Annotated in this window: 23 protein-coding genes; 9 read left to right on the top strand and 14 right to left on the bottom strand. The window is 62.5% G+C overall.

What is annotated here, in order from left to right; all coding sequences use genetic code 11:
* Nucleotides 1-103: 103 nt before the first annotated feature.
* Nucleotides 104-1,357 (bottom strand): hypothetical protein, encoded by a 1,254-nt coding sequence (locus NKH49_RS21355; protein WP_352927724.1) that lies wholly within the window; start codon nucleotides 1,355-1,357, stop codon nucleotides 104-106.
* Nucleotides 1,358-1,500: 143 nt separating this feature from the next.
* Between NKH49_RS21355 and NKH49_RS21350 the strand changes: the two genes are divergently transcribed.
* Together NKH49_RS21350 and NKH49_RS21345 are read left to right on the top strand one after the other, a co-directional pair.
* Entirely contained in the window at nucleotides 1,501-2,541 is a 1,041-nt protein-coding gene (locus NKH49_RS21350) for a CapA family protein (RefSeq protein WP_352927721.1), read from the top strand.
* Nucleotides 2,542-2,613: 72 nt separating this feature from the next.
* Entirely contained in the window at nucleotides 2,614-3,585 is a 972-nt protein-coding gene (locus tag NKH49_RS21345) for a hypothetical protein (RefSeq protein ID WP_352927718.1), read from the top strand.
* A gap of 15 nt (nucleotides 3,586-3,600) precedes the next feature.
* Here NKH49_RS21345 and NKH49_RS21340 read toward each other — a convergent pair whose 3' ends face one another.
* Complete coding sequence (locus NKH49_RS21340) at nucleotides 3,601-4,095, bottom strand: YegJ family protein (protein ID WP_352927715.1); 495 nt, start codon at nucleotides 4,093-4,095, stop codon at nucleotides 3,601-3,603.
* 118 nt (nucleotides 4,096-4,213) lie between these two features.
* On the opposite strand from NKH49_RS21340, the gene NKH49_RS21335 reads away from it, so the two are divergent.
* Complete coding sequence (locus tag NKH49_RS21335; protein ID WP_352927712.1) at nucleotides 4,214-5,836, top strand: FAD-binding oxidoreductase; 1,623 nt, start codon at nucleotides 4,214-4,216, stop codon at nucleotides 5,834-5,836.
* Between the two features lie 8 nt (nucleotides 5,837-5,844).
* Here the strand turns inward: NKH49_RS21335 and NKH49_RS21330 are convergent, their stop codons facing one another.
* The 3 genes from NKH49_RS21330 to NKH49_RS21320 form a co-directional block, all read right to left on the bottom strand.
* Nucleotides 5,845-6,360 carry a hypothetical protein gene (locus NKH49_RS21330; RefSeq protein ID WP_352836590.1) on the bottom strand — a complete coding sequence of 172 codons (516 nt, stop codon included), beginning with the start codon at nucleotides 6,358-6,360 and terminating at the stop codon, nucleotides 5,845-5,847.
* Nucleotides 6,361-6,520: 160 nt separating this feature from the next.
* Nucleotides 6,521-7,651: a hypothetical protein gene (locus NKH49_RS21325; protein ID WP_352683497.1), complete on the bottom strand. Its 1,131-nt coding sequence runs from the start codon at nucleotides 7,649-7,651 to the stop codon at nucleotides 6,521-6,523.
* Between the two features lie 6 nt (nucleotides 7,652-7,657).
* On the bottom strand, nucleotides 7,658-8,092 hold the full coding sequence (locus NKH49_RS21320) for a hypothetical protein (protein ID WP_352927708.1): 435 nt from the start codon (nucleotides 8,090-8,092) through the stop codon (nucleotides 7,658-7,660).
* 737 nt (nucleotides 8,093-8,829) lie between these two features.
* Here NKH49_RS21320 and NKH49_RS21315 point away from each other — a divergent pair.
* Nucleotides 8,830-9,768, top strand: a complete 939-nt coding sequence (locus NKH49_RS21315; RefSeq protein WP_352927705.1) for a diacylglycerol/lipid kinase family protein — start codon at nucleotides 8,830-8,832, stop codon at nucleotides 9,766-9,768.
* A gap of 92 nt (nucleotides 9,769-9,860) precedes the next feature.
* Here the strand turns inward: NKH49_RS21315 and NKH49_RS21310 are convergent, their stop codons facing one another.
* The 6 genes from NKH49_RS21310 to NKH49_RS21285 form a co-directional block, all read right to left on the bottom strand.
* The gene (locus NKH49_RS21310) at nucleotides 9,861-10,784 is read right to left on the bottom strand and encodes an NAD(P)-dependent oxidoreductase (protein WP_352683503.1); all 924 of its coding nucleotides are present in this window, start codon (nucleotides 10,782-10,784) and stop codon (nucleotides 9,861-9,863) included.
* Nucleotides 10,781-11,992 (bottom strand): mandelate racemase/muconate lactonizing enzyme family protein, encoded by a 1,212-nt coding sequence (locus NKH49_RS21305; RefSeq protein WP_352927701.1) that lies wholly within the window; start codon nucleotides 11,990-11,992, stop codon nucleotides 10,781-10,783. Before NKH49_RS21305 ends, NKH49_RS21310 begins: the two co-directional genes overlap by 4 nt.
* Nucleotides 11,989-13,605, bottom strand: coding sequence for a GMC family oxidoreductase (locus tag NKH49_RS21300; RefSeq protein WP_352927698.1), 1,617 nt, complete (start codon nucleotides 13,603-13,605; stop codon nucleotides 11,989-11,991). Before NKH49_RS21300 ends, NKH49_RS21305 begins: the two co-directional genes overlap by 4 nt.
* Before the next feature lie 142 nt (nucleotides 13,606-13,747).
* Nucleotides 13,748-14,350, bottom strand: a complete 603-nt coding sequence (locus tag NKH49_RS21295; protein WP_352927695.1) for an SMI1/KNR4 family protein — start codon at nucleotides 14,348-14,350, stop codon at nucleotides 13,748-13,750.
* A 354-nt stretch (nucleotides 14,351-14,704) separates the two neighbouring features.
* Nucleotides 14,705-15,184, bottom strand: coding sequence for a GNAT family N-acetyltransferase (locus NKH49_RS21290; RefSeq protein WP_352927786.1), 480 nt, complete (start codon nucleotides 15,182-15,184; stop codon nucleotides 14,705-14,707).
* A 220-nt stretch (nucleotides 15,185-15,404) separates the two neighbouring features.
* Nucleotides 15,405-16,196 carry an alpha/beta fold hydrolase gene (locus NKH49_RS21285; protein ID WP_352927693.1) on the bottom strand — a complete coding sequence of 264 codons (792 nt, stop codon included), beginning with the start codon at nucleotides 16,194-16,196 and terminating at the stop codon, nucleotides 15,405-15,407.
* Between the two features lie 105 nt (nucleotides 16,197-16,301).
* Here NKH49_RS21285 and NKH49_RS21280 point away from each other — a divergent pair, with 105 nt between their 5' ends.
* The 3 genes from NKH49_RS21280 (at nucleotide 16,302) to NKH49_RS21270 (ending at nucleotide 18,486) form a co-directional block, all read left to right on the top strand.
* Nucleotides 16,302-17,228: a LysR family transcriptional regulator gene (locus tag NKH49_RS21280; RefSeq protein ID WP_352927691.1), complete on the top strand. Its 927-nt coding sequence runs from the start codon at nucleotides 16,302-16,304 to the stop codon at nucleotides 17,226-17,228.
* Nucleotides 17,229-17,625: 397 nt separating this feature from the next.
* A complete protein-coding gene (locus NKH49_RS21275) occupies nucleotides 17,626-18,021 on the top strand; it encodes an acyl-CoA thioesterase (protein WP_023678380.1) in 396 nt (131 codons plus the stop codon).
* Nucleotides 18,022-18,165: 144 nt separating this feature from the next.
* On the top strand, nucleotides 18,166-18,486 hold the full coding sequence (locus NKH49_RS21270) for a hypothetical protein (protein ID WP_352927689.1): 321 nt from the start codon (nucleotides 18,166-18,168) through the stop codon (nucleotides 18,484-18,486).
* A 50-nt stretch (nucleotides 18,487-18,536) separates the two neighbouring features.
* Here the strand turns inward: NKH49_RS21270 and NKH49_RS21265 are convergent, their stop codons facing one another.
* Complete coding sequence (locus tag NKH49_RS21265; RefSeq protein ID WP_023678378.1) at nucleotides 18,537-18,905, bottom strand: winged helix-turn-helix transcriptional regulator; 369 nt, start codon at nucleotides 18,903-18,905, stop codon at nucleotides 18,537-18,539.
* Between the two features lie 90 nt (nucleotides 18,906-18,995).
* On the opposite strand from NKH49_RS21265, the gene NKH49_RS21260 reads away from it, so the two are divergent.
* Nucleotides 18,996-19,601 carry an NADPH-dependent FMN reductase gene (locus NKH49_RS21260; RefSeq protein WP_352469781.1) on the top strand — a complete coding sequence of 202 codons (606 nt, stop codon included), beginning with the start codon at nucleotides 18,996-18,998 and terminating at the stop codon, nucleotides 19,599-19,601.
* A 73-nt stretch (nucleotides 19,602-19,674) separates the two neighbouring features.
* Here NKH49_RS21260 and NKH49_RS21255 read toward each other — a convergent pair whose 3' ends face one another.
* Nucleotides 19,675-20,067 (bottom strand): winged helix-turn-helix transcriptional regulator, encoded by a 393-nt coding sequence (locus NKH49_RS21255; RefSeq protein ID WP_352541040.1) that lies wholly within the window; start codon nucleotides 20,065-20,067, stop codon nucleotides 19,675-19,677.
* A 98-nt stretch (nucleotides 20,068-20,165) separates the two neighbouring features.
* Between NKH49_RS21255 and NKH49_RS21250 the strand changes: the two genes are divergently transcribed.
* Nucleotides 20,166-21,146, top strand: coding sequence for a quinone oxidoreductase family protein (locus tag NKH49_RS21250; protein ID WP_352541041.1), 981 nt, complete (start codon nucleotides 20,166-20,168; stop codon nucleotides 21,144-21,146).
* 49 nt (nucleotides 21,147-21,195) lie between these two features.
* On the opposite strand, the gene NKH49_RS21245 is transcribed toward NKH49_RS21250, so the two are convergent.
* Nucleotides 21,196-21,873, bottom strand: coding sequence for an HAD family acid phosphatase (locus NKH49_RS21245; RefSeq protein ID WP_352927686.1), 678 nt, complete (start codon nucleotides 21,871-21,873; stop codon nucleotides 21,196-21,198).
* Nucleotides 21,874-22,518: the final 645 nt, after the last annotated feature.

The raw sequence follows: 22,518 nt of genomic DNA, 5'->3' as shown, positions 1-22,518 counted from the left end.
TGGGAGGTATCGGCCAAAATGGAAAGAGCGGAGTGGTGAAGGGTGCCGCGCGCAATTTGGCTGCTGACAGCAGGTTGTCAGGAGCAACGTCGAAGTGCGCCGCTCAATTAAACCAAAGCGCGAACGTCAGAAACCCGGCGCCGCCAAACTGGCGCTGGATCTGGTTGAACTCCTCGCTGGTGAGAGTCTTGCCGCGTTCGAGATAGGGCGCGATGGCCGGGCCGGTGATCGACAGCACCAGATCGAAGGGCTTCGGCTCGCCGAAGAAGCGCTTCATGTTGATGCCTTTGTCGGCGCTGCGGAAATGCGGCAGCAAGGTGCGTCCCTCCAGCAGATCCTCGGCCATATCAAGGGCGGCGAGCCAGGCCTGTACCTGCTGCTCACCAACTTCGAGACCGGTCAGCGGGCTGGTGCCTTTCTGCTGCGGCCCGGGCAGCCATTCGCGGTCATTGTCGGTTTCGGCGCGGATGGCTTTCCAGTCCTCGCGCGACAGCCGGATCATTTCCATGAGATGGCGGCGTGCCGCTTGCCGGCGCTCAGGCTCGACCACTTGCCAGTTAATGAGATGCACCAGGGAGATAAAGTCGGCTAGTCGCCATTCGGACGTCAGGATGCCGCCATTCGTGCCACCGTCCAGCGGCACGAGCGTATCCTGCAGCGGCAGTTTTGCGCGCGGGAACAGCATGTGGAAGGAGCCGTCGAACGTGTTTCTGAAATCATGCGCCAGCCAGAAGTCGGCCTGCGCCATCAGGAACTCGGCATAGCCCTGCAGCCAATAGCCGTCGGCGCGGTCGAAGCGGAAGGTGAGGGCGGGTGCGGCCGCGTCTGGCGCACCACCGCCGCGTGACAGAGACGCCATGATCGCGGCGGCGCTCTCGTCCGGCGCGATCGTGCCGTCCTCGTTGAGGTCGATGCCGAGGCGGGTGAGGTCGATGACAATGCCGATGTCCGCGTCGGCGGGTACCGAACCGAGCGTGGCTGCGGATTTCTCCAGCCGGTCGCGGAAGGCGACGAGAATGGCGCGGAATTGTTCGTAGGCCAGCGGCTCGGGATTGGCATTGTCCGGCACCGGCAGCCGCATCAGCGGCAGCATGAACGATTGCGGGCTGTCGAAACCGTGGCGGTGCAGGCCGCCGGCCAGGATCTCCAGCGCGGTGAAGAATTCGCCGGCGCCGGCGGCGTAGGCGGCTGCCGGATCGCCTGGCGCGGCGGCTTCCAGAGCGGCAAGAGCGCTGTCGCGTTCGGCTACGATTTTTGCCTCAAACAGGGCCGCCGCTTCGGGAGCCGCGGCGCTGGGTAAAGCCAGCGGCAGGAGAAGAATGATGGCGCACGCCACCAGCCTGGAAAAACGTTTCATCGTGATCGCCCCTTTTGTCGCTCCGCAGTGGATCATACACGCATTTGGTTCGCTGCGCCTGTGGCCCAGTGGTTCACCCACAACAGTCGACGCTTCAATCAATCCGGCGGACGGTCTACACAAGGCAAACGATTGGGCGTCGCGTGTCGAACTATCCGCTTTCCTACAAACTGTCCTGGCTGCCACGCTTCCTCCGGCCTTCGCTCGACGGCGACGCGCGCAGCTTTGCTCCGGCGGCCGCAGCCCTGCTCGAACCACTGCCGGCGCGGACGGTGCGGCTGGCTTTCGTCGGCGATATCTCGGCGGTGGCCAATCGCCGCGCGCCGGACTGCGATCCGGCGATTGCGGCACTGCTTGCCTCGGCCGATCTGGTGGTCGGCAATTGCGAAAGCCCGGTGGTGGAGCGGCCGAGCGCTGTTTTGGGCACCAGGCTTGGCACGCACCACGCGATGAGCGAGCGGTTCCTTGCCGAGGCGCTGGCCGCCGCCGGCATTTCGCGTGAAAAACTGGTGCTGTCGCTGGCCAACAACCATGTGCTCGACCAGGGTATTGCCGGCTTCGACGAGACCGTCGCCGCGCTGGAGCAATTAGGCATCCGCACGATCGGCACTGCGGCTCCGGTCGAGCGGTTTGCGGTTGGTTCGCTGACCATAGGCCTTGCCGCCTTTACCTTGTGGCGCAATACCGACGAGGCTCAGTTCGCGGGCCGAGTCTCGATGCAAGCCGATCCGACGCAATGGCCGCACGCTGCCGCTTCGGGTGTCGACCTCCTCTGCGCGGTGCCGCATTGGGATTGGGAATTCCGGCATTTTCCACGTGCGAAGACACGGGCAATGGCGCGACTTCTGGCCGAACATGGCGTCGGCCTGATCGCCGGACATCATGCCCATGTCGTGCAGCCGATCGAGCGGATCGGCAAGACGCTCGTTGCCTATGGGCTCGGCGATTTCATCGGCACCGCCTTCGCGCGGCAGCCATGGCCCGGCCGCATCGGCGCCATTCTCGTCGTCGACATCAGCGACGATCCCGGCACGCGCGGGGCCATCGCCGCCTACCGGCTGCATGCCTTCATGCGGCTGCGCGCCGGCGATCACGAGCGGCTGATGCCGGTTGAAACGCTGGCGGGAAAATCCAGGCAAAGGGTTCTGGCCCGCCTCGATGCAATCTTCGGTGCCGGGCGCTGACAGCTGCGCTGACGCGGTCCACCAAACCGGCTATCATGCCCAACGCGGGCGGGCTTGTGGGGCGGGTGGGTGATGGAAACTGCGGATTTCTTGCCGAGCGAAGCGGTGATCGCCGGCCTCAGGAAGGACATCGAGGCCTACGAGGCGCAAAGGGCTTCGGCCTATCGCCGGACGCACTGGCGGGTGCCACTTTTCATCGGATCGGTGGTTGTCTTCGTGGCGCTGGTGGCCTGGCTCTTCAATGCGGTTGCCGACCCCAACGAGCAGTGGTTCTCGACCCCGCATGTGTTCCTCTATATCGGCGGGTTCCTGGCGGCGATCCTGCTCTATCTCCAGGCGATCAGGCCGGCGCGCAAATTGCAGCAGACGTTCCGCAACAGTTTGCTGCCGATCGTCTTCGGCTTCATCCAGGACGTGCGCTATCAGCATGGCGTAACGCCGAACTCCTTCGATCGGCTGCCGCGCGAGACGATTGGCGTGTTCAACCGTTCGTATTTCGAGGACGTCGTCTCCGGTCGGTATGAAGGCTTTGCGTTCGAGCTCTACGAGGTGACGCTGCTGGAGAGGAACGGCAAGACCACATCTCAGGCGTTCAAGGGCGTCATTATCGCGTTCGACACCATTGCGCCGTTCCCGGGAATCTTGGTGGCGGCGCGCCGTGCCAATATGGTGGTAGGTTTCTTCCGAGGCATGTTCGGCAGCAAGACGGAACAATTGTCATGCGGCCTACCCGAACTCGACGCCGCCTACGAGTTCCACACCGACAACATCGAAGCGGCGCGGCCGCTGGTGACCGGCCGGCTGGCGCAGGCGCTCGAATGGCTTGGCGAAACATGGCCGAAGGAACCGGCACGCGTCGCGCTCAACGGCAGCGACGGCTTTCTGCTGCTTCCGCAGACGAAGAACTTCTTCGAACTGCCGGACATCTCTGTGCCGCTCGACTATGCCAAGCATGTTGCGCCGATGATCGCCGACATGGCCACGATCCTGGCGACCGCGGCACTGGTCCGCAAGATCGGCGTGAAGGATGTAGAAGCCGGTTGAACTAGAATTCAGCCGTCAGCAATCGAAGCCATAGTTTTGGCGATAATAGTCGACGTCTTCCTTCGACATTTTTTTGAAGAGAACGCAGACAGTGAAACTTCCCACCCGGCGGCCGTTCTTCATGTAGCCCCAGTCGGAAATATCGTCCCGGCTGAATTCGATCTCCTGGCCTGCCACGACGTTGTGCACGGTCTGCGGCTCGTTGTCCAAGGTTCCTGCAAATCCGGCCGCCGTCCGGTGGAAGGGAAAGACCCAGAAATGTTCAGTGGCGTCCCCGTCCCTGACCACGACTTTCAATTGGAAGTCGGCCGTTCCGGATGGCGGTGCGTCGGCCAATACCAGGAAGTCGTCGAGGCTGGCACGCGCCTGCTCGATAGCGGCCGCCATCTCCGGATCGTCGCCAGCTACGCTGACGACCTTGTCGTCGCCTTGACCAGGAGTCTGCGCGTCGGCTGATGCCGGAGCAAACGCAAGCAACAGGGCAAGCGCGATACGGGCTGCAAGCTTCATGATGCGACTGCTTTCGACATTTTCGCCAGACAAACCGGATCATCGTTCGCCGAACGTCTGATTGGCAACTGGTTTTTGTCTCCATCAGGCGCTATTCCTGGGGCAGTGGGGTGGGGTTATGGTCGAAGAACGCAAGGGGTTTCGCCTGTCGCGGCGGCTGCTGCTGGGTACAACCGTGGTCGGCGGCGCGATGCTCTGGGGCGGCACGACCGTGGCGCGGCTGGCGCGCGGTCCGTCGGGGCAGAAGAATTCCGGGCGCATCGCCGACATTGACGGCATCGACCTGGCGCAGAAGCCGCTGGAGGGAGCGCCAGCCTACGATCCGGCGCTGCCATGGCTGACCAAAGGCGGCAACATCAACGATGCCAGCGGCCTGTCGATGACACCGGTCTACGGCGTTATCGAAGTCAGCAAGGAAGACCACATCGCGAGCGCGCTGGCCTTTGCCCGCGCCAATAGCCTGAAGGTCTCGGTCGCGGCGGTGCGCCATTCGATGGGCGGCCACGCCTTCGACGACAACGCGCTGGTCCTCGACATGCGTAAATTCAACAAGCTCAGTATCGACCCGGCTGCAAAGACGATGACCTTGCAGCCGGGCGCGCGCTGGCACGACATCCAGAACCTTTTGCACCCGCGCTTCGCGGTGAAGGCGATGCAGTCGACCGACATCTTTTCGGTCGGCGGCTCGCTGTCGGTCAACGCGCATGGCATGGACCACCAGGCCGGCTCGGTCGCCGGCTCGATCCGATCGATGCGGGTGATGCTGGCGGACGGTTCGGTGACGACCTGCTCACCGGCCGAAAATACCGAGCTGTTCCGCCACGTCGTCGGCGGCTACGGCCTGTTCGGCGTGGTGCTGGAGGCGACACTCGACATCGTCGACAACGCCGTCTACCGGACCTCGCGCGAGATCATCAAATCGGACGATTTCCCGACGTTCTTCGCCGAGGTTCTGGAGCCAAACAGGGCGATCGGTCTGTTTTATGGGCATCTGTCGACTGCGCCGGGCAATTTCCTCGAGGATATGATCGTCTACCGCTATGATAAGGTCGCCGACCAGCCGCCGGCCGACCAGCCGGCAATCGGTGAACCGGGTTCGGTCGGGCTCAAGCGGGTGATCATCAACCTGGCGAAATGGGGCAGCCTGTTCCAGGAGCTGAAATGGTTCACCGAAAAGACGCTGGAGCCGCAATTCGAGAGCTGCACGGTGGCGCGGACGACGGCAATGGGCGAGGGCGAGGCCTGCCTCGTCACGCGCAACCATCCGATGCACGATTCAGTGCCCTATCTGTTCAACGATCTGCTCGATGAGACCGACATCCTGCACGAGTATTTCATCCCGCGGGCGGCCTATAACCCGTTCATCGCGGAAGCGCGCGAGATCCTGCGCAACCAGACCCTGCCGGTGCTCAACGCGTCGGTACGCATCGTCCACAAGGAGGATGTGGCGCTGAATTATGCGCCGGAGCCGGCCTATTCGCTGGTGCTCTACATCAATCAGCCGACAAACGCTGACGGCAATGCCAGGATGCGGGCGCTGACAAGGGCGCTGATCGACGTGACGATCAAGCATGGCGGGCGTTTTTTCCTGCCCTACCAGCTCCACTACACAGGCAAGGAGCTGCTTGCCTCCTATCCGGAACTGCCGTCCTTCCTGGCGAAGAAGCTGCAATACGATCCGGGCGAGCTGTTTTCGTCGATTTTTTATCGCGCCGTCAAGGCACTGATCGGCACGGCCTGAAGCGGCGGCTACAAACCGTCAGGCAGCTTCGCCGCCAGCCAGTTCGCCGAACGCCTGGCGATGCCGATCGTTGCCGATGCGGCGCGGCCGAGATCGGTCTTGACCACGGCGTAGCCGGCCTTCGTGCGGTAGACCACGGCGCGGCCGCCATCGACCGCCGCTTCATAGGCGACCGGCCGGACGGCTTCCGTTTCCGTCGCCGTGGCCTGCGTTCCGACCGCAGCACTGGGCCGATGGCTCAGTTCCGGTGGCAGCGGGTCTGTCGCGGCCGTACTGGCCGTCGTCAATTCAGGCTCGGAAGCGGTCGCAGCGAGCTGCGATGACGAAGACGAGTTCTGTATCCGGCAGATGCCGGAGACCAGCGGATAGTCGAAATTGCGCTCGTGCAGCATCTGGCTTTTCATCGCCGCTTCGCATTCGGCGATGGTCGACCATTTGGCGGGCGTCTCGCCGATATATTCGCAAAGCCTGGCGTCGCAATCGCAGCCGACGATGGTCATGGCGACAAGGGCGGTCTTGATCACGGTCGTGTCCCTCCGAGTTGCCTGGCACATGTGCGCAAGACAACGTGTCTACGGCATCATCAATCGTTGCGGAACAAGGCGGGATTTGGCCGCGATTGTGGAATGAGCGTGACGGAGCATCACGCAACGTCCTGCCGAGGCCGACTGTGACCGAAAGGCCTCAGTAATCGTAGACATGCTCGAGCCTGGCGCCCGCCGTCATCAGCGCCGGCAGAACGATGTGCAGCTTGCGCACGGCGACGGTCAGGCCGGTGCGGCGCGTCGAAGGTTGCGCCGGAAGCGGGTAGCTGAACAAGGTGCGTGCGCCTTCGGGAACATTGATCTCGTCATTGGAAAGCATGGTGACCATGATCTCGTCATTGCCGCCGATCTCGACGAAGGAGACGCCCTTGCCGATCAGGCGCGGGATCATGTCGGTGAACACCTGATAGCGTCTGGTGACGAAGATCGCGCCGTCGGCGCCGAGATCGCGCTCCAGCAAGGTGTCGGGTTCGTTGCGCGTCACCTCGCCGACCGGACCCTTGGCCCAGACATGAATATCGAGCAAGGCGGGATCGGTGGTGGCGGCGAGCGCCGACTTGATCAGATCGGCATAGCCCTGCTTGACCGTGTCGGCGAGGCCGAAGGCGAGCTTGCGTTCGCTGGTGCGGACGGCGCTGTCGTCCGGCGCCGGCTGGACGGCAAACAGGCCGGCACGCTTTTCGGCATAGGGAAACTGGTACCACGGCACCTGATCGAGAAAACCGGCGTAGTCGGCCGCCACCTTGGCCTGGTAGATGTCGACGGCGGTGCGCTTGCCGGCTGTCGCTTCGGTGACGCGGCCGATCGTATTTTCATAGGCCCACTGGATGGCGTGCTCGATCGTGTGGCTGGTGCCGATGATCACCAGCATCTGGTGGTTGTCGAGGTTGAACTTGTAGGTAGAACTGGCGCGGATGACCATCGCATAGTCCTGCCAGAAGCGGCCGATATAGGAGAGATAGGGAAAACCGCTCGGCTGGTTCTTGTCGACGAAGCCGGCATATTCGCGGGCGGCGTAGACGATGGCCCATTCCGGATAGGTAAGAAAGGTCGATTCCTCCGGCCGCTGGTAGCCGGGGATCTCGGCACGGATCTTGTCGGCCAGCGCCTTTGGCGGGGCACCCTCGGCGACGCCCGGCAATGGCGTTGTGTCCAGCGACGGCGTCGTGAGAAAGCCGTAGGCCAGCCCGGCGATCGGGATCAACACGACAATGACGACGAGCCAGAGGATCGCCTTGATAATGCGCTTTAGCCAGCGGAACAGGAACATGGCCGGTCAGGCCGTGGCGAAATGGTCGTACACACGTTTCGACAGCCAGAACCCGACGTAGACGGCGAAGCCGCCGATGACGATGTGCGGCAGGTTGGCGAAGAAGCGGGCCGGGAATTCGATGTCGTTCAGGGAGCGGAAGCCGTTGATGAAGATGCCGCCATCGAGGCAGCCGGAACCGGTGACCAGGCCGAGCACGCCGTCGAACAGATAGACCGAGCCGAACAGCTTGAAATAGAACACCGCCTGGCGGTGCGAGATGAAGGCGGCGGCCAGCGCCCAGACGCCGGAGAAGGCGTGCAGCAAATCGTCGTACCATTGCAGCGAGAACAGGCCGAACAGATTGCCGACGGCGTCGTTGAAAGCCGGCACATAGCCGATGGCAACAACGCCGAAGAACAGGAAAGCATAGGCAACAGCAAGCTTCTGGATGAGCGTCATGAAATGTCCCCCTGCCGTCAGCCCCTTTAAACGGCCCCCGACGACAAATGGATAGTAGCTGATTTTGGCGCAGCGTGAAGCGTCGCCGGCAAAATCGTCAGGCGGGGCCACAAAGACAGTCGGCGCCGGGATTTCTCCCAGCGCCTCCCTGTCAGATCAGGACACGGTCGCGGCAGCAACTCCCGAAAGATGTCGCGCCATGCCGGCCTTGATTTTGACGGTCCTGCCAGTCGCCACCCGAGGGCAGCGTCCGTTCCGGACCACGCCGGTCTCCACTCTTGCGAGCTTTGCCCAGCGCGCCATCGAAGGTTTTTGCCGTCCTTCATGGCAGCATCGGTCCGCCGTCGGCGTTCGCACGCTTTCCGCGGCCCCGTAGGTCTCGGCGTCCATCCCTCCAACAAGCAAGCCTGTTCTCGTTCAGGGCCGTACGGGCCTCAGGAAATCCGCCGTTCCGCTTTGCCTTTCGGCGTGGCGATCGGTAGCCGCCTGAGATGGGTTTTAACGTACGTCGGATAAGCGTTTGGCGGAACTGCCGCATGCCTGTGGATAGCGGGATTATCGGGGACTGACCCTGCCAAAATAGCGACTTTCCGATCTCTGCCGCCGCCGGTCGGGATTTGCCGCCTCGATGCCGAAGCCGCATTGTCGGGTAATCGACCCTTGCCCCGCAGGCCGGCGCGGGCTTCAATGCCGGCAAATGATTGGAAGGCGTGTTCGATGGCCTTGGGGAGGCAGGCTTGAAGGTCGCGGTGGTTCTCAATCCGATCGCCGGCGGCGGCAGGCTCAAGCGGCATTGGCCCGAGGTTGCGGCTTCGCTGAAAACACATTTCGGTGATTTCGAGCTGCGTGAAACGCAGGCCGAGGGGGATGCCGAACGGCTGGCGCTCGACCTTGCCGCCATCGGCTTCGAGCTGGTGATCGCGGCCGGCGGCGACGGCACCGCCAGCGAAGTCGCCGACGGGCTGCTGAAGGCTTTCCGGGAAAGCGGCCGGACGGCCGAACTCGGGCTGCTGCCTTGCGGCACCGGCATCGACTTTGCCCGCGGGCTCGGCCTGTCGAACAATGTCGATCTGACGCTGAAGCGGATTGCCGAGGCCAAGCCGCGCAAGGTCGATGCCGGCTGCATCAGCTATGTCGACGACCATGGCGCACTGGCCAGCCGCCATTTCATCAACATCGCCAGCCTCGGGCTTTCCGGCGCTACCGACCGTGCCGTCAACGCCGACAGGCGCAAGGGCAAGGTTTCGGCCAAGGCACTGTTCTACTGGCGCACGGTCTGGGAATTCCTCCGCTATCGGTTCCAGGAGGTTGCGATCACCATCGACGACGGTGCCCCGGTTGAGGCGCGCATGGCATTGGTGGCGGTGGCCAACGGCAAATTCTTCGGCGGCGGCATGATGATCGCGCCCGACGCCGAGCTTAACGACGGCGAGTTCGACATCGTCATCCTGCGCGCCGCCGGCAAGCTGAAGCTGATCTGGGACATCCGCCTGCTCTATGGCGGGCGGCACCGCAACCATCCTGCGATCACCATCCTGCGCGGCAAGAAAGTGGTTGTCGAGCCGCTCGGCGATCTGCAAAAGAACGCCGCGCTGATCGACATAGACGGCGAATCGCCGGGTCGCATACCAGCGACTTTCGAGATCCTGCCCGGCGCATTGACGCTGAGATATTGAATCAAGCTGTTAAGTCTTTGATTCAGTTGACTGCGGCTCTGGTTCCGGCGATCTCTCCAATCGACTGAAATCGATTGATAATCCGGCCAATATCAACTTGCGAGTTTAGCCGGGAAACCGGGTGCGCGCAGGTCGGTGCCGACGGCATCCTCGAGCAGTTTCACGATCATCGTCGACCAGGCGCTGCCGCCATAGGCCTGCTTGCCTTGCCTGAAGATTGCGTCGACGCGCGAGGCAAGCTCGAGCGGAACGCCGAATTTTTCACCCATGCCGAGGGCGAAGCCGAGATCCTTCAACGCCAGGTCCATGGTGAAGCCGATGTCGTAGGAGCCGTTCAGCACCAGCTGGCTTTCGGTCTCATGGACGAAGCTGTTGCCGGAGGAGGCGACGATGGCGTGATAGGACTGGGCAAGGTCGAGCCCGCCCTTTTTGGCCAGCATCAGCGCTTCGCCGGCGGCGACCAGATGGATGAAGGCCAGCATGTTGGTGATGACCTTGATCACCGCCGCCGAGCCGACCGGACCCATCAGGAACGAGCGCGCGCACATCGCCTCGACGGCAGGGCGGTGGCGCGCATAAAGCGCTGCGTCGCCGCCGACCAGCGCGGTGATTTGTCCGACGGCTGCCAGATGCACGCCGCCGGTGACCGGGCATTCGAGCGTCTCGACGCCTCTTGCCGAGGCGAGGGATGCAAGGCGCAAGATCTCGTCTTGGCCATTGGTCGACATCTCGATCCAACTGCCGCCTGCGGGCAGGCCTTCGAGCAATCCGCCGGGGCCGGCCAGCACCGCCTCGCTGACTTTTGGCGAGGGCAGGCAGGTGATGGCATTGCCGGCGCGGCCAGCGGCATCAGCCGGGCTGTTGGCGGCATCGGCACCAAGCATCACCAGCCGCTCGACGGCCGCCTGGTCGAGGTCGAATACGGTGACGGCAAAGCCGTTGTGGATCAGGTTGGCGGCGAGCTGGCCGCCGAGATGGCCAAGACCGACGAAGGCATAGCTCTGACGCGCGCTCACGGTATCAGCGGCGTCTGCATCATCTGCAAATGCAGGTCCTTGCCGGTCCAGGGATGCGCCTCGCAGACGGCTTCGTCGAGCTCGACGCCGAGGCCCGGCTCCTTCGACGGGATGACGTTGCCGTCCCGCCATTCGATTTTCTTCTTCAGCAGCTTTTCGTGGAAGCCGTTCCACTGCTTCAGCGATTCCAGAATGAGGAAGTTGGGCAGCGTTACCGCGAGCTGGATGTTGGCGGCGCCGACGATCGGCCCGCAATAGCAATGCGGTGCGATCTGGATGTGATAGGCCTCGGCCATGGCGGCGATCTTCTTGGTTTCGAGAATGCCGCCGGAGCGGCCAAGGTCCGGCTGAAGAATGGTCGCCGCACGGTTCTCGATGACGCGGGCAAATTCAAATTTCGTGGTCAATCTCTCCCCTGTTGCGATGGGGATCGAAGTGCCCCTTGCGACCTGAGCCATGACCTCGGGCATGTCGGGCGGCACCGGCTCCTCGAACCACAGCGGATCATAGGGCTCGATGGCGCGAGCCAGGCGCAGCGCGCCCGATGCGGTGAACTGGCCGTGCGTACCGAACAGGATGTCGGCTCTTGTGCCGACCGCCTCGCGGATCGCCTTGACCATGCGGGCGGAGAGGTCGATGTCGACGAGGCGCGGCTGGTGGCCGTCGAAGGCGGTGTAGGGGCCGGCTGGGTCGAGCTTGACCGCGTTAAAACCCTGCTCGACATATTCGAGCGCGCAGGCTGCGGCCAGGTCAGGATCATTGTAGACGTTCTTGCCGCGGGCGTCCTCGGAGTGGACGCTGCCGCTGTGCGGGTAGAGGTAGGTATAGGAACGCAGTGTTTCGTGTACCTGGCCGCCAAGCAGCTTGTAGACCGGCTTGCCGGCCTCCTTGCCGATAATGTCCCAGCAGGCGATTTCGAGCGCCGAGAAACAGCCCATGCCCGACACGTCGGGCCTCTGGGTGAAGCCGGACGAATAGGCGCGGCGGAAGAAGGTCTCGATATCGTGCGGGTCGCGGCCGATCAGATAACGCTCGGCCATGTCCTCGACCATTTTCGCCGTGACATGGGCCGAGAAGGTGGCGTTGTAAGCTTCGCCATAGCCGACGACGCCGCCATCGGTGGTGAGCTTGACGAAGATGAAATACTTGCCGCCGATGCCGGGCGGCGGATTGCCGACCACCCAGGTCTTGACGTCGGTGATTTTCATTTCTGATCCTCCAGAACCAGTTCGGCGCCCTTCCATCCGGTCATGATCGCGGCGGCGTTGGTGTTGCCGGTTATGTTGTCGGGAAAGATCGAGGCGTCGATAACGCGCAACGCCTCGAGGCCGTGTACCTTGAGGCGCGGATCGACGACGGCGTGCGCCGCGTCCGGCCCCATGCGGCAGGTCGAGACCGGGTGATAGACGGTGCCCGAGCGCTTCCTGAAATCCTGAATGAGATCCGCGTCGGAGGTGATCGAGGGACCGGGCAAAACCTCTTCCTCGATGATCTCGGCCATCGCCGGCATCGAGGCGATCTTCCTGACGAATTTCACCGCCGCCAGCATTTCAGCGACATCCGCCTCGGTCGAAAAGGCATTGGCGACGATTTTGGGATAATCGCGCGGATTGGCGGAACGGATCATGATTTCGCCGCGGCTCGACGGACGGCAATTGGACAGCCCGATGGAAAAGCCCGGCCATGGATCGGGCGTCAGGATCGGGCGTTCGCCGCTCTTCGGAATGACGGTTGAAAACGCCTGGAAATAGAGCTGCATGTTGGGCCGTGCCGTGGCCGGATCGGTGCGGAAGAAGCCGCCGGCATTGTTCATCGACAGTGACAGCGGGCCCGACCGCAAAAACACGTACTGCATGCCGACCAGCAGTTTGCCCCACCATGGGCGCAGCATCTGGTTGAGCGTCGGCAGCCTGCCCTTGAAAGTGTAGTTGATGCCGACATGGTCCTGCAGGTTTGCCCCGACATTCTCGTTGGCGTGAACGACAGGAATGCCCAGACCAGCAAGAAGCGCCGACGGGCCGATGCCTGAAAGCTGTAGCAATTGGGGCGAATTGACCGAACCGCCGGAGAGAATGACCTCGCGGCCGGCGCGTGCGGTTTTCGTCGCGCCATTCTGGAGATATTCGATGCCGACGGCGCGTTTGCCCTCGAACAGGATTTTTGTCGCCAGCGCGTTGATCTCGATGCGGACGTTTTTGCGCTTCATCGCCGGGCGCAGGAAGGCGCGCGCCGCCGACATGCGGCGGCCGTTCCTGGTGGTGATCTGGTAGACGCCGACGCCTTCCTGGGAGGCGCCGTTGAAATCCGGGTTGAGCGGCAGGCCGGCCTGGTTGGCGGCGGCGAGATAGCGCTTGGTGAGCGGATGGACGGAGGTCGAGCAGTCGGTGACATGCAGCGGCCCGCCGACGCCGCGCCATTGGTCGGCGCCCGCCTGGTTATCCTCCAGTGCCTTGAACGCAGGCAGCAGGTCATCGAAGCCCCAGCCGGGATTGCCGGCCGCTGCCCAAGCGTCGAAATCCTCGCGCGCGCCCCTGATCCAGACCATGGCGTTGATCGAGCTCGAGCCGCCGAGCAGCTTGCCGCGCGGCCAGTGGTCGACATTGCCGGCCAGACCCGGATCCGGCTCGGCCTTGTAGTTCCAGTTGACCGCCGGGTCGAAGAAGGTCTTGCCGTAGCCGAGCGGCATCTGCACGTAGAAGCGACGGTCGCTGCCGCCGGCCTCGAGCACCAGCACCGAGAAGCGGCCGGAAGCCGACAGCCTTTCGGCCAGGACCGAGCCGGCCGAGCCGGAACCGACGATGATGAAGTCATAGGTTTGCATGGTGGCTGCGGCTGGCTCCGGAATTCGGCTCTAACCTAGGCTTGGGCGCGACGCAGCGTCGCCGGGTCTTCCGGCATCTGATGTGAAAAAAGCGACTGGTGATATTCGGTTTGAATGTCAGCCTGTCGCCTGCTGCCCGAGTTCAGTCGTGTTCGCGCCCATCCGGGTCGAACAGGGCCGCCACCTCATTGGCTTCTTCCAGCAGGAAGGTGAACACGCTCGTGTAGGAGGTGATCGAACCGAACAGAGGATCATCACTCTCCCAGCGAAAGACCCTCCCGTCCGGATTCATGCCAATTAAATCGTCATTGTCCCCTAGCGCACCAATAAAGAGAACATCGTCTGGTGCATTGCCTGGTCGTCTCTGCACATTCGGTTCCAGTATGGAGAAGGGTTGTTGACCTGCCTCCACTAAATTTGTGCGTGACCAGCTACGTCGCAGCCCATAGACGTTTATATAATTCGCAAACAGACCTATCCCGTTGTGGAGCATGAGAAAGCAACGGAAATTATCTGGGAGTCGACGCGAAATTTCAGACTCCATCTGCCCAATTCCGATGGCGTCAAGCGGCGCATACAGTTGATGCAAATACGCTTGAGGCGCTCGATCAGGAGTATGCCCGATCCACTCTGTTCCATCCGGATATGTCTTCGTCCCGAGGCGTTTCCATTTATCGACTAGGGTTCGGAGCTCTCTGTATGCACGAGCGTCTTCATTGCTTGACCATTCTTCCTGCGAACGCATTGTCCCTAATAGCTCCATTTACCCACTTTTGACGGGTTCTAGGGTCTACCTTGTCAACCTGATCTATCACATCGAAAACAACGGGCGAACATCACAGAGTTGGTAATCACGCCCGACGGTGACTTTCGCGCCTACAACCTAAGGTCGCCAGCCAGTTCGTTCGGCCGGAGACGTGAGACTTGCCAAGCTGCGATCCGCTGCGGAAGTCTAGTCTTGCTGTTGCAATGTCGGTGAGCCTCGCTACGGCTTTGATTAATCTGTTTGCGTTCAGTAATGTTCGCCGGTGACAGCGAAGCGGGCGCAATAGCGGCTGGATGGCAACTTTCCACCCATAGCCGAAACTTCAAGCTGCGATCACAGGCGATGATCGGCAATCTGCTTGAAATCATAGCGCATGATCGGGCGGGCCGGCGTTCTGCGAGCGACGACCCTGAACCCGGCGCGCGCGAAGGTGGAGGCATATCCGCTGCCGGAAGCACTCGGCGATACGTCGGCCTCGAAAGGATAGGCTTCGAGCGCAGGCACATTTGCGCGCCTTGCGATTTCCAGAGCCTCTCCAATCAGCTGGGATGTTACGCCTCGCCTGCGGTATCTTTTTCGCACGTAGAGGCAGGACAGGGACCAGACCGGCCTGTCGTCCACGCGCTTGAGCTGCCACAGCCGATCGAGCCAGGGCAGGGCATCTCGCGGCGTCACCTGGCACCAGCCGACAGCTGTATCGCCGTCGAAAGCGAGCAAACCCGGAGGCGGACCATGCTGGACGGCCTGCCGGAACGCTGCCTTGTTTTCCTCGCCGGGTCGCTTTCGATAAGAACTGCCGATCCGTCCGTACATACACCAACAGCGACTGCAGGCGGCGCTGTCACCGAACAGGTCCTCGAGCGCCGGCCACAGATCGGGCGTTAATGGGCGAAAGCCAAGTTCCATGTCAGCCGTCATCCGCTATTGATATTGCTCAGTCTAGCCTGCACTGCGCGCTAGCGCATCATAGGTTGCGGTCCATGCGGGGATGTTCAAACCGGGGTTTCACTCAGCGTCCCTGTCGTGCTCCATCTCAGCGCAGAAAAGCAAGCACGGCCTCCATGAACTCGGTGGGGTACTCGACATTCGACAAGTGGACCGCGGGCAGGACAACCGGTTTCGCGCCGGGCACCGTCGCCGCGATCAGCTCGCTATGGCTGACGGCTGTCACAGTGTCGTGCCGGCCGGCGATCACCAGCGTTGGCCTGGAAATCAGCGCAACGGTTCGGCGAAGGTCCGCATCGCGAACCGCCGCGAACAGACCAGCCAGGCCTTGCCGATCTATGGCCAGCAGCATGGCGCGAAATTCTTCGATGACGGGTTCGTTGGCCGTCAGCATACGCGCAGGGAACCAGTTGCCCAGGAACATCTCGGCGGTTTCCGCCATGTCTGGCGCCTGCAGCACGGCGGCAATCCGCTCGTCAAACTGCTTTGCCGGTCCGAGGTAGGACGAGGTGTTGCTCAGGATCAATCGTTCGACCCGCTCGGGCGCGTGGATGCCGAGCCACTGCCCGACGAAGCCGCCCAACGACAGACCGAGGAAGTGTACGCGTTCAATGCCCAGGGCGTCGAGCAACTCGATCACGTCGCGGCCAAGCCGGTCGAGCGAATAAGCGCCGGCCGGAACGCTCGACCCTCCGTGGCCGCGAAAATCATAGCGCAGAACACGGAAATGCTTCGACAGCTCGTTGACCTGCATGTCCCACATCCGCAGTGTGGTGGCGATGGAATTCGACAGCATCAGCACGGGCTTCCCGGCGTTGCCGTCCATGCGGTAGGCGATGCGGGTACCATCGCCGACGGTCATGAAATCCAGCTCATTCATGGTGAATACCTTCCTTGCTTGGAGCGTTGAATGTGGCAAAGCCTAGCTGCGGCACGCTTTTGAAGATATTACAAACATAGGACTATCTCTGTAATAGAAGCCGACATGGCCGAATTCACCCTGCACGACCTGCAATGCTTCGATGCCGTGGTCCGCTGCGGCGGCTTTCAGCCTGCGGCGGCCATGCTGCATCGCTCGCACCCGGCTGTGTTCGCAGCCGTTGCAAAGCTGGAGCGGCAACTCGAGCTCGTTCTTTTGGATCGCAGCGGCTATCGCGTGCGCCCCACCGAGGCAGGGCTGTCGTTCCATCGCAGGGCACAATCGCTGCTGCGCGAGCTCGAGGGCTTGCGGCTTCATGCTGCTCAGCTGTCAATGGGCGAAGAAAGCGAGATCCATGTGGTGATCGGCGACCTTTGCCCGCGCCCGCAGGCATTGGGCATGCTCGGACGGTTCTTCGCCCAGTGTCCGGGCACACGCCTGCACCTGCATTTCGAGGCGGTGGGCGGCCCGTGGGAGCGCCTCTTCGATGACGAAGCCGATTTGATCCTGCACTGGATCGACAAGAGCGATCCGCGGGTGGAATGGATCGATCTCTGCAAGGTGCACTTCGTCCCAGTAGTGGCGTCGGGCTTCCTACCGGAGCGGATCAAGCACCCCATCACGCCGGATCAGATGCACGCGTTCACCCAATGTGTCATGCGCGACACGGCCCGCCATTCACCGCAACAAGACTACTTCATGATCGAGGGTGCGCCGCAATGCATGGTGGCCGACCAGGGGATGAAGAAGGAAATCATCCTGCAGGGCCTCGCGTGGGGCCACATGCCCCGCTTCCTGATCGAGGATGAGCTGCGCGACGGACGCCTGCAATCCGTTGCCGGCCGTCATCTGCCAGGCCGCACCGAGGAGTTGGTGGTGGCGCGCCGCCGCGACCGGCCGCAGGGGCCGATCTCGAACCGTCTGTGGGATCATATCGAGCAAGAGGCGCCGACGTTGCGCCGAGCGCTCGAACCCCGGCAACCTGTCCAGTAGGCGGCCAGCCGGGGCTCAGCGAGGCCGTTCGGAGGGCCAACCACCTGCTGCTCTTCACTGACGTAATTCACGCCTCCGCGCTGCAATTTGCGCATCCGGAATGGGCAATCGCCTTCGACGTGGACCAGGAGGCCGCAATCGCCACACGCCAGAAAGTGCTCGACATGGTGTCGGCGGATGGCCTGCTCGTCGCAGGCATGCACCTGCCCTTTCCAGGAATCGGTCATGTTATTCGCGAGGGCAACGCCTATGCCTACGTCCCCCTCCGCACAGCATCTTTTCAACACTGTCGACCGATAGCCGAACCTCAGGCCGCGACACTGTTCAGTGGCGCGTTGACCTGCCCGTGCCATGACGATACGGGATCGGGACAATCGGCTTCGAGAGGATTGGCCAAATGGTGCATTACGCGGACGGGCGGCCGATCGGCGATCTGACGCTCAGGACGCTGGCCATGCCTTCCGACGCCAATGCGGCAGGCGACATTTTTGGCGGCTGGGTGATGGCGCAGATGGATCTCGCCTGCGGCATCCGCGCCGCCGAGCGCGCCAAGGGCCGCGTGGTGACGGCGGCGGTGAAGGAAATGTCCTTCGCCAAGCCGATGAAGATCGGCGACACGCTGTGCATCTATACGCATGTCGAACGCGTCGGCCGCACCTCGATGACGCTCAAGGTCGAGGCCTGGGCGCAGCGCTATCTCTCCGACCTGATGGAGAAGGTCACCCATGCCGACTTCGTCATGGTGGCGCTGGACGGCGAAGGCAAGCCGAAGGCGGTTCCGGCCGAAGGCTGACCCGGCCTGATTCCCAGAAGACGGATTTAAACAGCCGTCTCTCCCGCGCGGGGGATGCGGACAGCGATCCCGCGTGGTCTTTGGCTAACGGGTTCCCGCATGTGCGCCTGCAGCGCGACCGACGGGATATTGGGAGGAAAGACAATGCGTCAACACATGCTGAACGCTGCCCTGGCGGGTACCTTTGCAGCCTTGCTCTGCCTGTCGTCCGCAAGCGCTTTTGCCGAGGTCAAAAAAGGCGATCCAGGCGCCACCTGCACGTCGGAAAACCGCACCATCAACGGGCAGGCGGCCAAATGCGAGATCTGCTCGGCGACGAAATGCGACACCAGCGGCACGACGGTGAGCAATTGCCGCAAGGAGACGACCACGACCTGCACGATTGGCGGCAGGGTGGTCAGTCCCAACCCGAAATGGAACCGGATCGAGAAGCTGCCGAAGAGCAAGATGCAGTTACAGCAGTAGCGCTCATCCGGAGGCTCCCGGGCAGGTTCAAACCCTTGCAGCACAAGGGTTCAGCTGTGCATGGCGTCGAACTTCTCGCGCGCCGCCTTGACGCGCTCGGTGTTCTTGCGTGCCCATTCGCCGAGCGCATCGACCGGCACCAGCAGTTCGTAGCCAAGATCGGTCAATTCGTAGTCGACCCGCGGCGGGATGGTCGGGAACACGGTGCGTGTAACGAAGCCGTCGCGCTCGAGCCCGCGCAAGGTCGTGGTCAGCATCTTTTGCGAAATGCCGCCGACCGCGCTGCGCAACTCGTTGAAACGCAGCGGCCCGTTGCCAAGCTTGCCAACCACGAGCACCGTCCATTTGTCGCCGACGCGCTGCAGGATTTCCGAGATGGCGCGGCAGTCCTCGGTGCGGTGCGGGTGCCTTGGTAACAAAAAAGTGCCTCCTTGCACATTGAGCGGCCAGTTACTCATATAGCTCAGGTATCTAAACGATACCAGTATTCCTGTAAGGAGAGCCCCTCTATGTCAAAACCCAAAATTGCCATCGTCATTGGTTCGACCCGCGCCGCGCGCTTTGCCGACGTCCCGGCCGAATGGATTGCCAAGATCGCCAAGTCGCACGCCGACATCGACGTCGAAGTCGTCGACCTGCGCGATTTCCCGCTGCCGTTCTTCGATGAGGTCGCATCCTCCGCCTGGGCGCCGTCGCAGAACGAAGTGGCGCAGCGCTGGCAAAAGAAGGTCGCCGGATTCGACGGCTTCATCTTCACCGCCGCCGAATACAATCATGGCCCGACGGCCGTGCTGAAGAACGCCATCGACTACGCCGCCAACGAGTGGAACAAGAAGCCGGCCGGCTTCGTCGGCTATGGCAGCGTCGGTGGCGCGCGCGCGGTCGAGCAGCTGAGGCTGCATGCGGTCGAGTTGCAGATGGCGCCGGTGAAGTCCGCCGTACACATCTCCTGGGCCGATTTCCTTGCGGTCAAGCAAGGCGACAAGAAGCTCGATGAGTTCGAGCACCTCAACCAGGCGGCAACCGCGCTGGTCAACGACATTGCATGGTGGGCCAGGGTGCTGAAGACGGCGCGTCAGGCCGATGCCGTCGCCGAGGAAGTCAAGGCGGCCTGAGCACAGGTTCGAACAGTCCTCCAAGGATTAATTCTCCCAAGCATTGGGGCGGCGCATGCGCCGCCCCTTTTGTTTACACGGCATGGGCGTCCTGCGCTTGCCGTGGTCTGATGATGCAATCGGCAAGGCGGTCCATCTCATTCAGCTCGTCGGCGTGATGCTGGCCCCACTGGCAAAGTGCCAGCAGGATCGGTTCGAGGCTGAGGCCGAGCCGCGTCGCCGAATATTCGACGCGCGAAGGTATCTCGGCAAAGATCTCGCGGCGGACGAGGCCGTGCTCTTCCATTTCGCGAAGCTGCTGGATCAGCACTTTCTGGGTGATATCGGGCATCAGCGCCTGCAGCGCCGACAGCCGCCGGGGCGCGTCGAAGAGATGGTACAGGATGACCGCCTTCCAGCGCCCCGAAATCACTTTCAGCGCGCGCTCCGCCGGCAGCAGCGGCAGTCTCTTGATCGGCTTGGCCATGGTCACCTCCCGGTCAGCAGCGGACAAATTGGTGTGTAGTCGAAGCCAGGCAGATAGTGGCAAACAGCGGCCGATGCCAACAGCTATCGGTGCATGCGATGAGAGCCATTCAACTGAGCCGCTTCGGCGGGCCCGACGTTCTCGACATAGTCACGGTGCCGAAGCCTGAGCCGCAAGCCGGCGAGGTCCTGGTCCGCGTTCATGCGGCCGGGGTGAATTTCTTCGAAGTGCTGATGCGCGCGGATCGCTATGCGGTGACGCCGCAACTGCCGATGATCCCTGGCGTCGAGGCCGCCGGGATCGTGGAGGCGCTTGGGCAGGGGGTGGACGCTTCCTTGCTCGGCACGCGCGTCGCCGCGCCGTTGTTCGCCTCGAGCCGCCCGTTTGGCGGCTATGCCGAGTATGTGACGATCGACGCAAGCCTGGCCGTGCCCTTGCCGGATTCGCTCTCGTTCGAAAACGCGACGGCATTGATGGTGCAAGGACTGACGGCATTGTATCTATCGTGGCAAAGCCCGCCCGCCCGCAGATCGGTGCTGGTCGCCGCCGCCGCGGGCGGCGTCGGTTCGTTGCTCGTCCAGCTTGCCAAGCGCGCCGGTGCAAGCCGTGTCATCGCGGCAGCCGGCAGCAAGGCCAAGCTCGACCTTGCTTTGTCGCTGGGAGCCGATGCTGCCGTCGACTACAGCAACACGGATTGGCCGGTGCACGTCCGGGCAGCGACAGGTGGCGCTGGCGTCGACATCATCTACGACATTGTCGGCGGCCCGCTGACGGCGGTTGCGCTGGAGGCTCTGGCACTTCGCGGAGAGTTGGTGTTTGCAGCACTCGGCAGATACGCGCTCGGCGCCCCGGAGATGGAGGCGATGATCGGCCGCAACCAGTCGCTGAAGGGTTTTGCCCTGCTGCCGTTGCTGTCTACGGACGGGCTCCGTGACGGCCTTTTGGAGCTTTTCGATCTGGCCGCTGGTGGTCAGCTTGTGGTGACCAAAGGTGGCCGCTTCCCGCTCGACCAGGCCAGCCACGCACATCGCCTGCTGGAGGAGCGCGGCGCGACCGGCAAAGTTGTCTTGATACCTTAGTAGGTGCTCGGCAAGGAGCCGAGGATCCGGGCTTGTGCCGTTCCGGCCGTCAGCGAACCCGGTAGAACGGATTAGGCAGCTGGAACAGCTTCTCGGCATGCCCACCGAACAGGTCGGATGGCTGGTCACCGACATTGGCAATTATTGTGTAGCCGGCCTTTTCGATTTCGGCCCTTATGGGTGCCTTGAAATCTGCGGCGGAGCCGTATTTGGCCCCAGGCTGGACCATGTAAAGGTGCTCGTAGCCGGCATAGCCGGCCGACTGCAGGTTTTGTTCGGTTGCCTGACGCTGGTCCTCCGGACGTCCGGTGATGAAGAACACCGCGACTTTCGCCGTTCGTGCCTGCCGGAAAACCTCCAGCACCGGGTCGATCGCCGGATCCTTCGCAAGCTGATCCCAGGCGGCCCAGCCACAGGGACCGTCGATTGCAATGTCGCAGGCGCCGCCGATCGGGCGGCCGAAATTGTCACGTGTGATCACTTCCCAGTTGGCCAAAGCCGTCTCGTCGATATCGAGCACCAGTGCGGGGCGAGGCACCTCCATTGCGCGCTTGACGACCCAGTCGCCTGCCTGCTTCGCCACAGCGGCAAGGTCGCGATCATAGTCGCCGGAATCATGATAATTGGCAGCCGCCAGCATCGCATCGCCGACATTGGCCGGCTGGGACGGGCTTGTGAGAAGGAGCGAGTCGGAACGTGCCGGCGCAGGAACATTTGTGCCGATCATCAGCACGATTGCCCCGGCACGCGCAATTCTATTCCAGCCAATCGCCCGCATCACGGGACTTTGCGGTCACGAGAAGTCGGCTGTCAAGCGAGGTCTTCCACGGTAGTGTCTCAGTTTGAAATTTGAAATATGCGAAAGCGCCTATCCCGGTTTGCTCGCCTAGGCGAAACCGCCTATGTGCTCAGCGGAAAGCATGGAAGGCACCCAATGTCAGATCCGATTCAGTTGCTACCATTCGCGTTGTTGACAGTCCTCACAGCAATCCCCGCGTGGGTGCTGTTTGGGCGACTAAGAATGTCTCGGGCGTGGGTGCTTCTCTCTGTGGTCCCGTTGGGAATGATAATCATTCTCTGGGTCGTCGCGTATAAGCGCTGGCCAATTCAGGAGGCAGCAATTGCCCACCGGACCTAGAGGCCAGAAGCGCCCCGCCGATGTGATCGGCAACGCCGTCCGCGTCATGCGCATGCAAGACTCCTGCGAGGAAGTCGAGCTTCGGTGGCCAGGCACGCCGCCACCGCCTGACTACGATGGACCGTCGTCTTAATTTCAAACATGGGGTAATCGCGGAGCGAGTCGCCCTGAAGCCGGAAACGGTCACATATTGAAGAGCGGGTGGTTGTTCCCCGATAGGATGGAAGTACGGGC

It is taken from the genome of Mesorhizobium sp. M1088, from assembly GCF_040318575.1.
GTDB lineage: Bacteria > Pseudomonadota > Alphaproteobacteria > Rhizobiales > Rhizobiaceae > Mesorhizobium.
This window is presented reverse-complemented; position numbering and strand designations above follow the sequence as displayed.

Bases quoted from the DNA above. Each gene is read 5' to 3' on its own strand.
- NKH49_RS21255 (WP_352541040.1), bottom strand. From the start codon at position 20,067: ATGGCCAAGCCGATCAAGAGACTGCCGCTGCTGCCGGCGGAGCGCGCG.
- NKH49_RS21305 (WP_352927701.1), bottom strand. From the start codon at position 11,992: ATGAAAATCACCGACGTCAAGACCTGGGTGGTCGGCAATCCGCCGCCC.
- NKH49_RS21300 (WP_352927698.1), bottom strand. From the start codon at position 13,605: ATGCAAACCTATGACTTCATCATCGTCGGTTCCGGCTCGGCCGGCTCG.
- NKH49_RS21320 (WP_352927708.1), bottom strand. From the start codon at position 8,092: ATGACGCTCATCCAGAAGCTTGCTGTTGCCTATGCTTTCCTGTTCTTC.
- NKH49_RS21340 (WP_352927715.1), bottom strand. From the start codon at position 4,095: ATGAAGCTTGCAGCCCGTATCGCGCTTGCCCTGTTGCTTGCGTTTGCT.
- NKH49_RS21325 (WP_352683497.1), bottom strand. From the start codon at position 7,651: ATGTTCCTGTTCCGCTGGCTAAAGCGCATTATCAAGGCGATCCTCTGG.
- NKH49_RS21270 (WP_352927689.1), top strand. From the start codon at position 18,166: ATGCGTCAACACATGCTGAACGCTGCCCTGGCGGGTACCTTTGCAGCC.
- NKH49_RS21250 (WP_352541041.1), top strand. From the start codon at position 20,166: ATGAGAGCCATTCAACTGAGCCGCTTCGGCGGGCCCGACGTTCTCGAC.
- NKH49_RS21290 (WP_352927786.1), bottom strand. From the start codon at position 15,184: ATGTACGGACGGATCGGCAGTTCTTATCGAAAGCGACCCGGCGAGGAA.
- NKH49_RS21260 (WP_352469781.1), top strand. From the start codon at position 18,996: ATGTCAAAACCCAAAATTGCCATCGTCATTGGTTCGACCCGCGCCGCG.
- NKH49_RS21285 (WP_352927693.1), bottom strand. From the start codon at position 16,196: ATGAATGAGCTGGATTTCATGACCGTCGGCGATGGTACCCGCATCGCC.
- NKH49_RS21355 (WP_352927724.1), bottom strand. From the start codon at position 1,357: ATGAAACGTTTTTCCAGGCTGGTGGCGTGCGCCATCATTCTTCTCCTG.
- NKH49_RS21245 (WP_352927686.1), bottom strand. From the start codon at position 21,873: ATGATCGGCACAAATGTTCCTGCGCCGGCACGTTCCGACTCGCTCCTT.
- NKH49_RS21280 (WP_352927691.1), top strand. From the start codon at position 16,302: ATGGCCGAATTCACCCTGCACGACCTGCAATGCTTCGATGCCGTGGTC.
- NKH49_RS21275 (WP_023678380.1), top strand. From the start codon at position 17,626: ATGGTGCATTACGCGGACGGGCGGCCGATCGGCGATCTGACGCTCAGG.
- NKH49_RS21345 (WP_352927718.1), top strand. From the start codon at position 2,614: ATGGAAACTGCGGATTTCTTGCCGAGCGAAGCGGTGATCGCCGGCCTC.
- NKH49_RS21335 (WP_352927712.1), top strand. From the start codon at position 4,214: ATGGTCGAAGAACGCAAGGGGTTTCGCCTGTCGCGGCGGCTGCTGCTG.
- NKH49_RS21295 (WP_352927695.1), bottom strand. From the start codon at position 14,350: ATGCGTTCGCAGGAAGAATGGTCAAGCAATGAAGACGCTCGTGCATAC.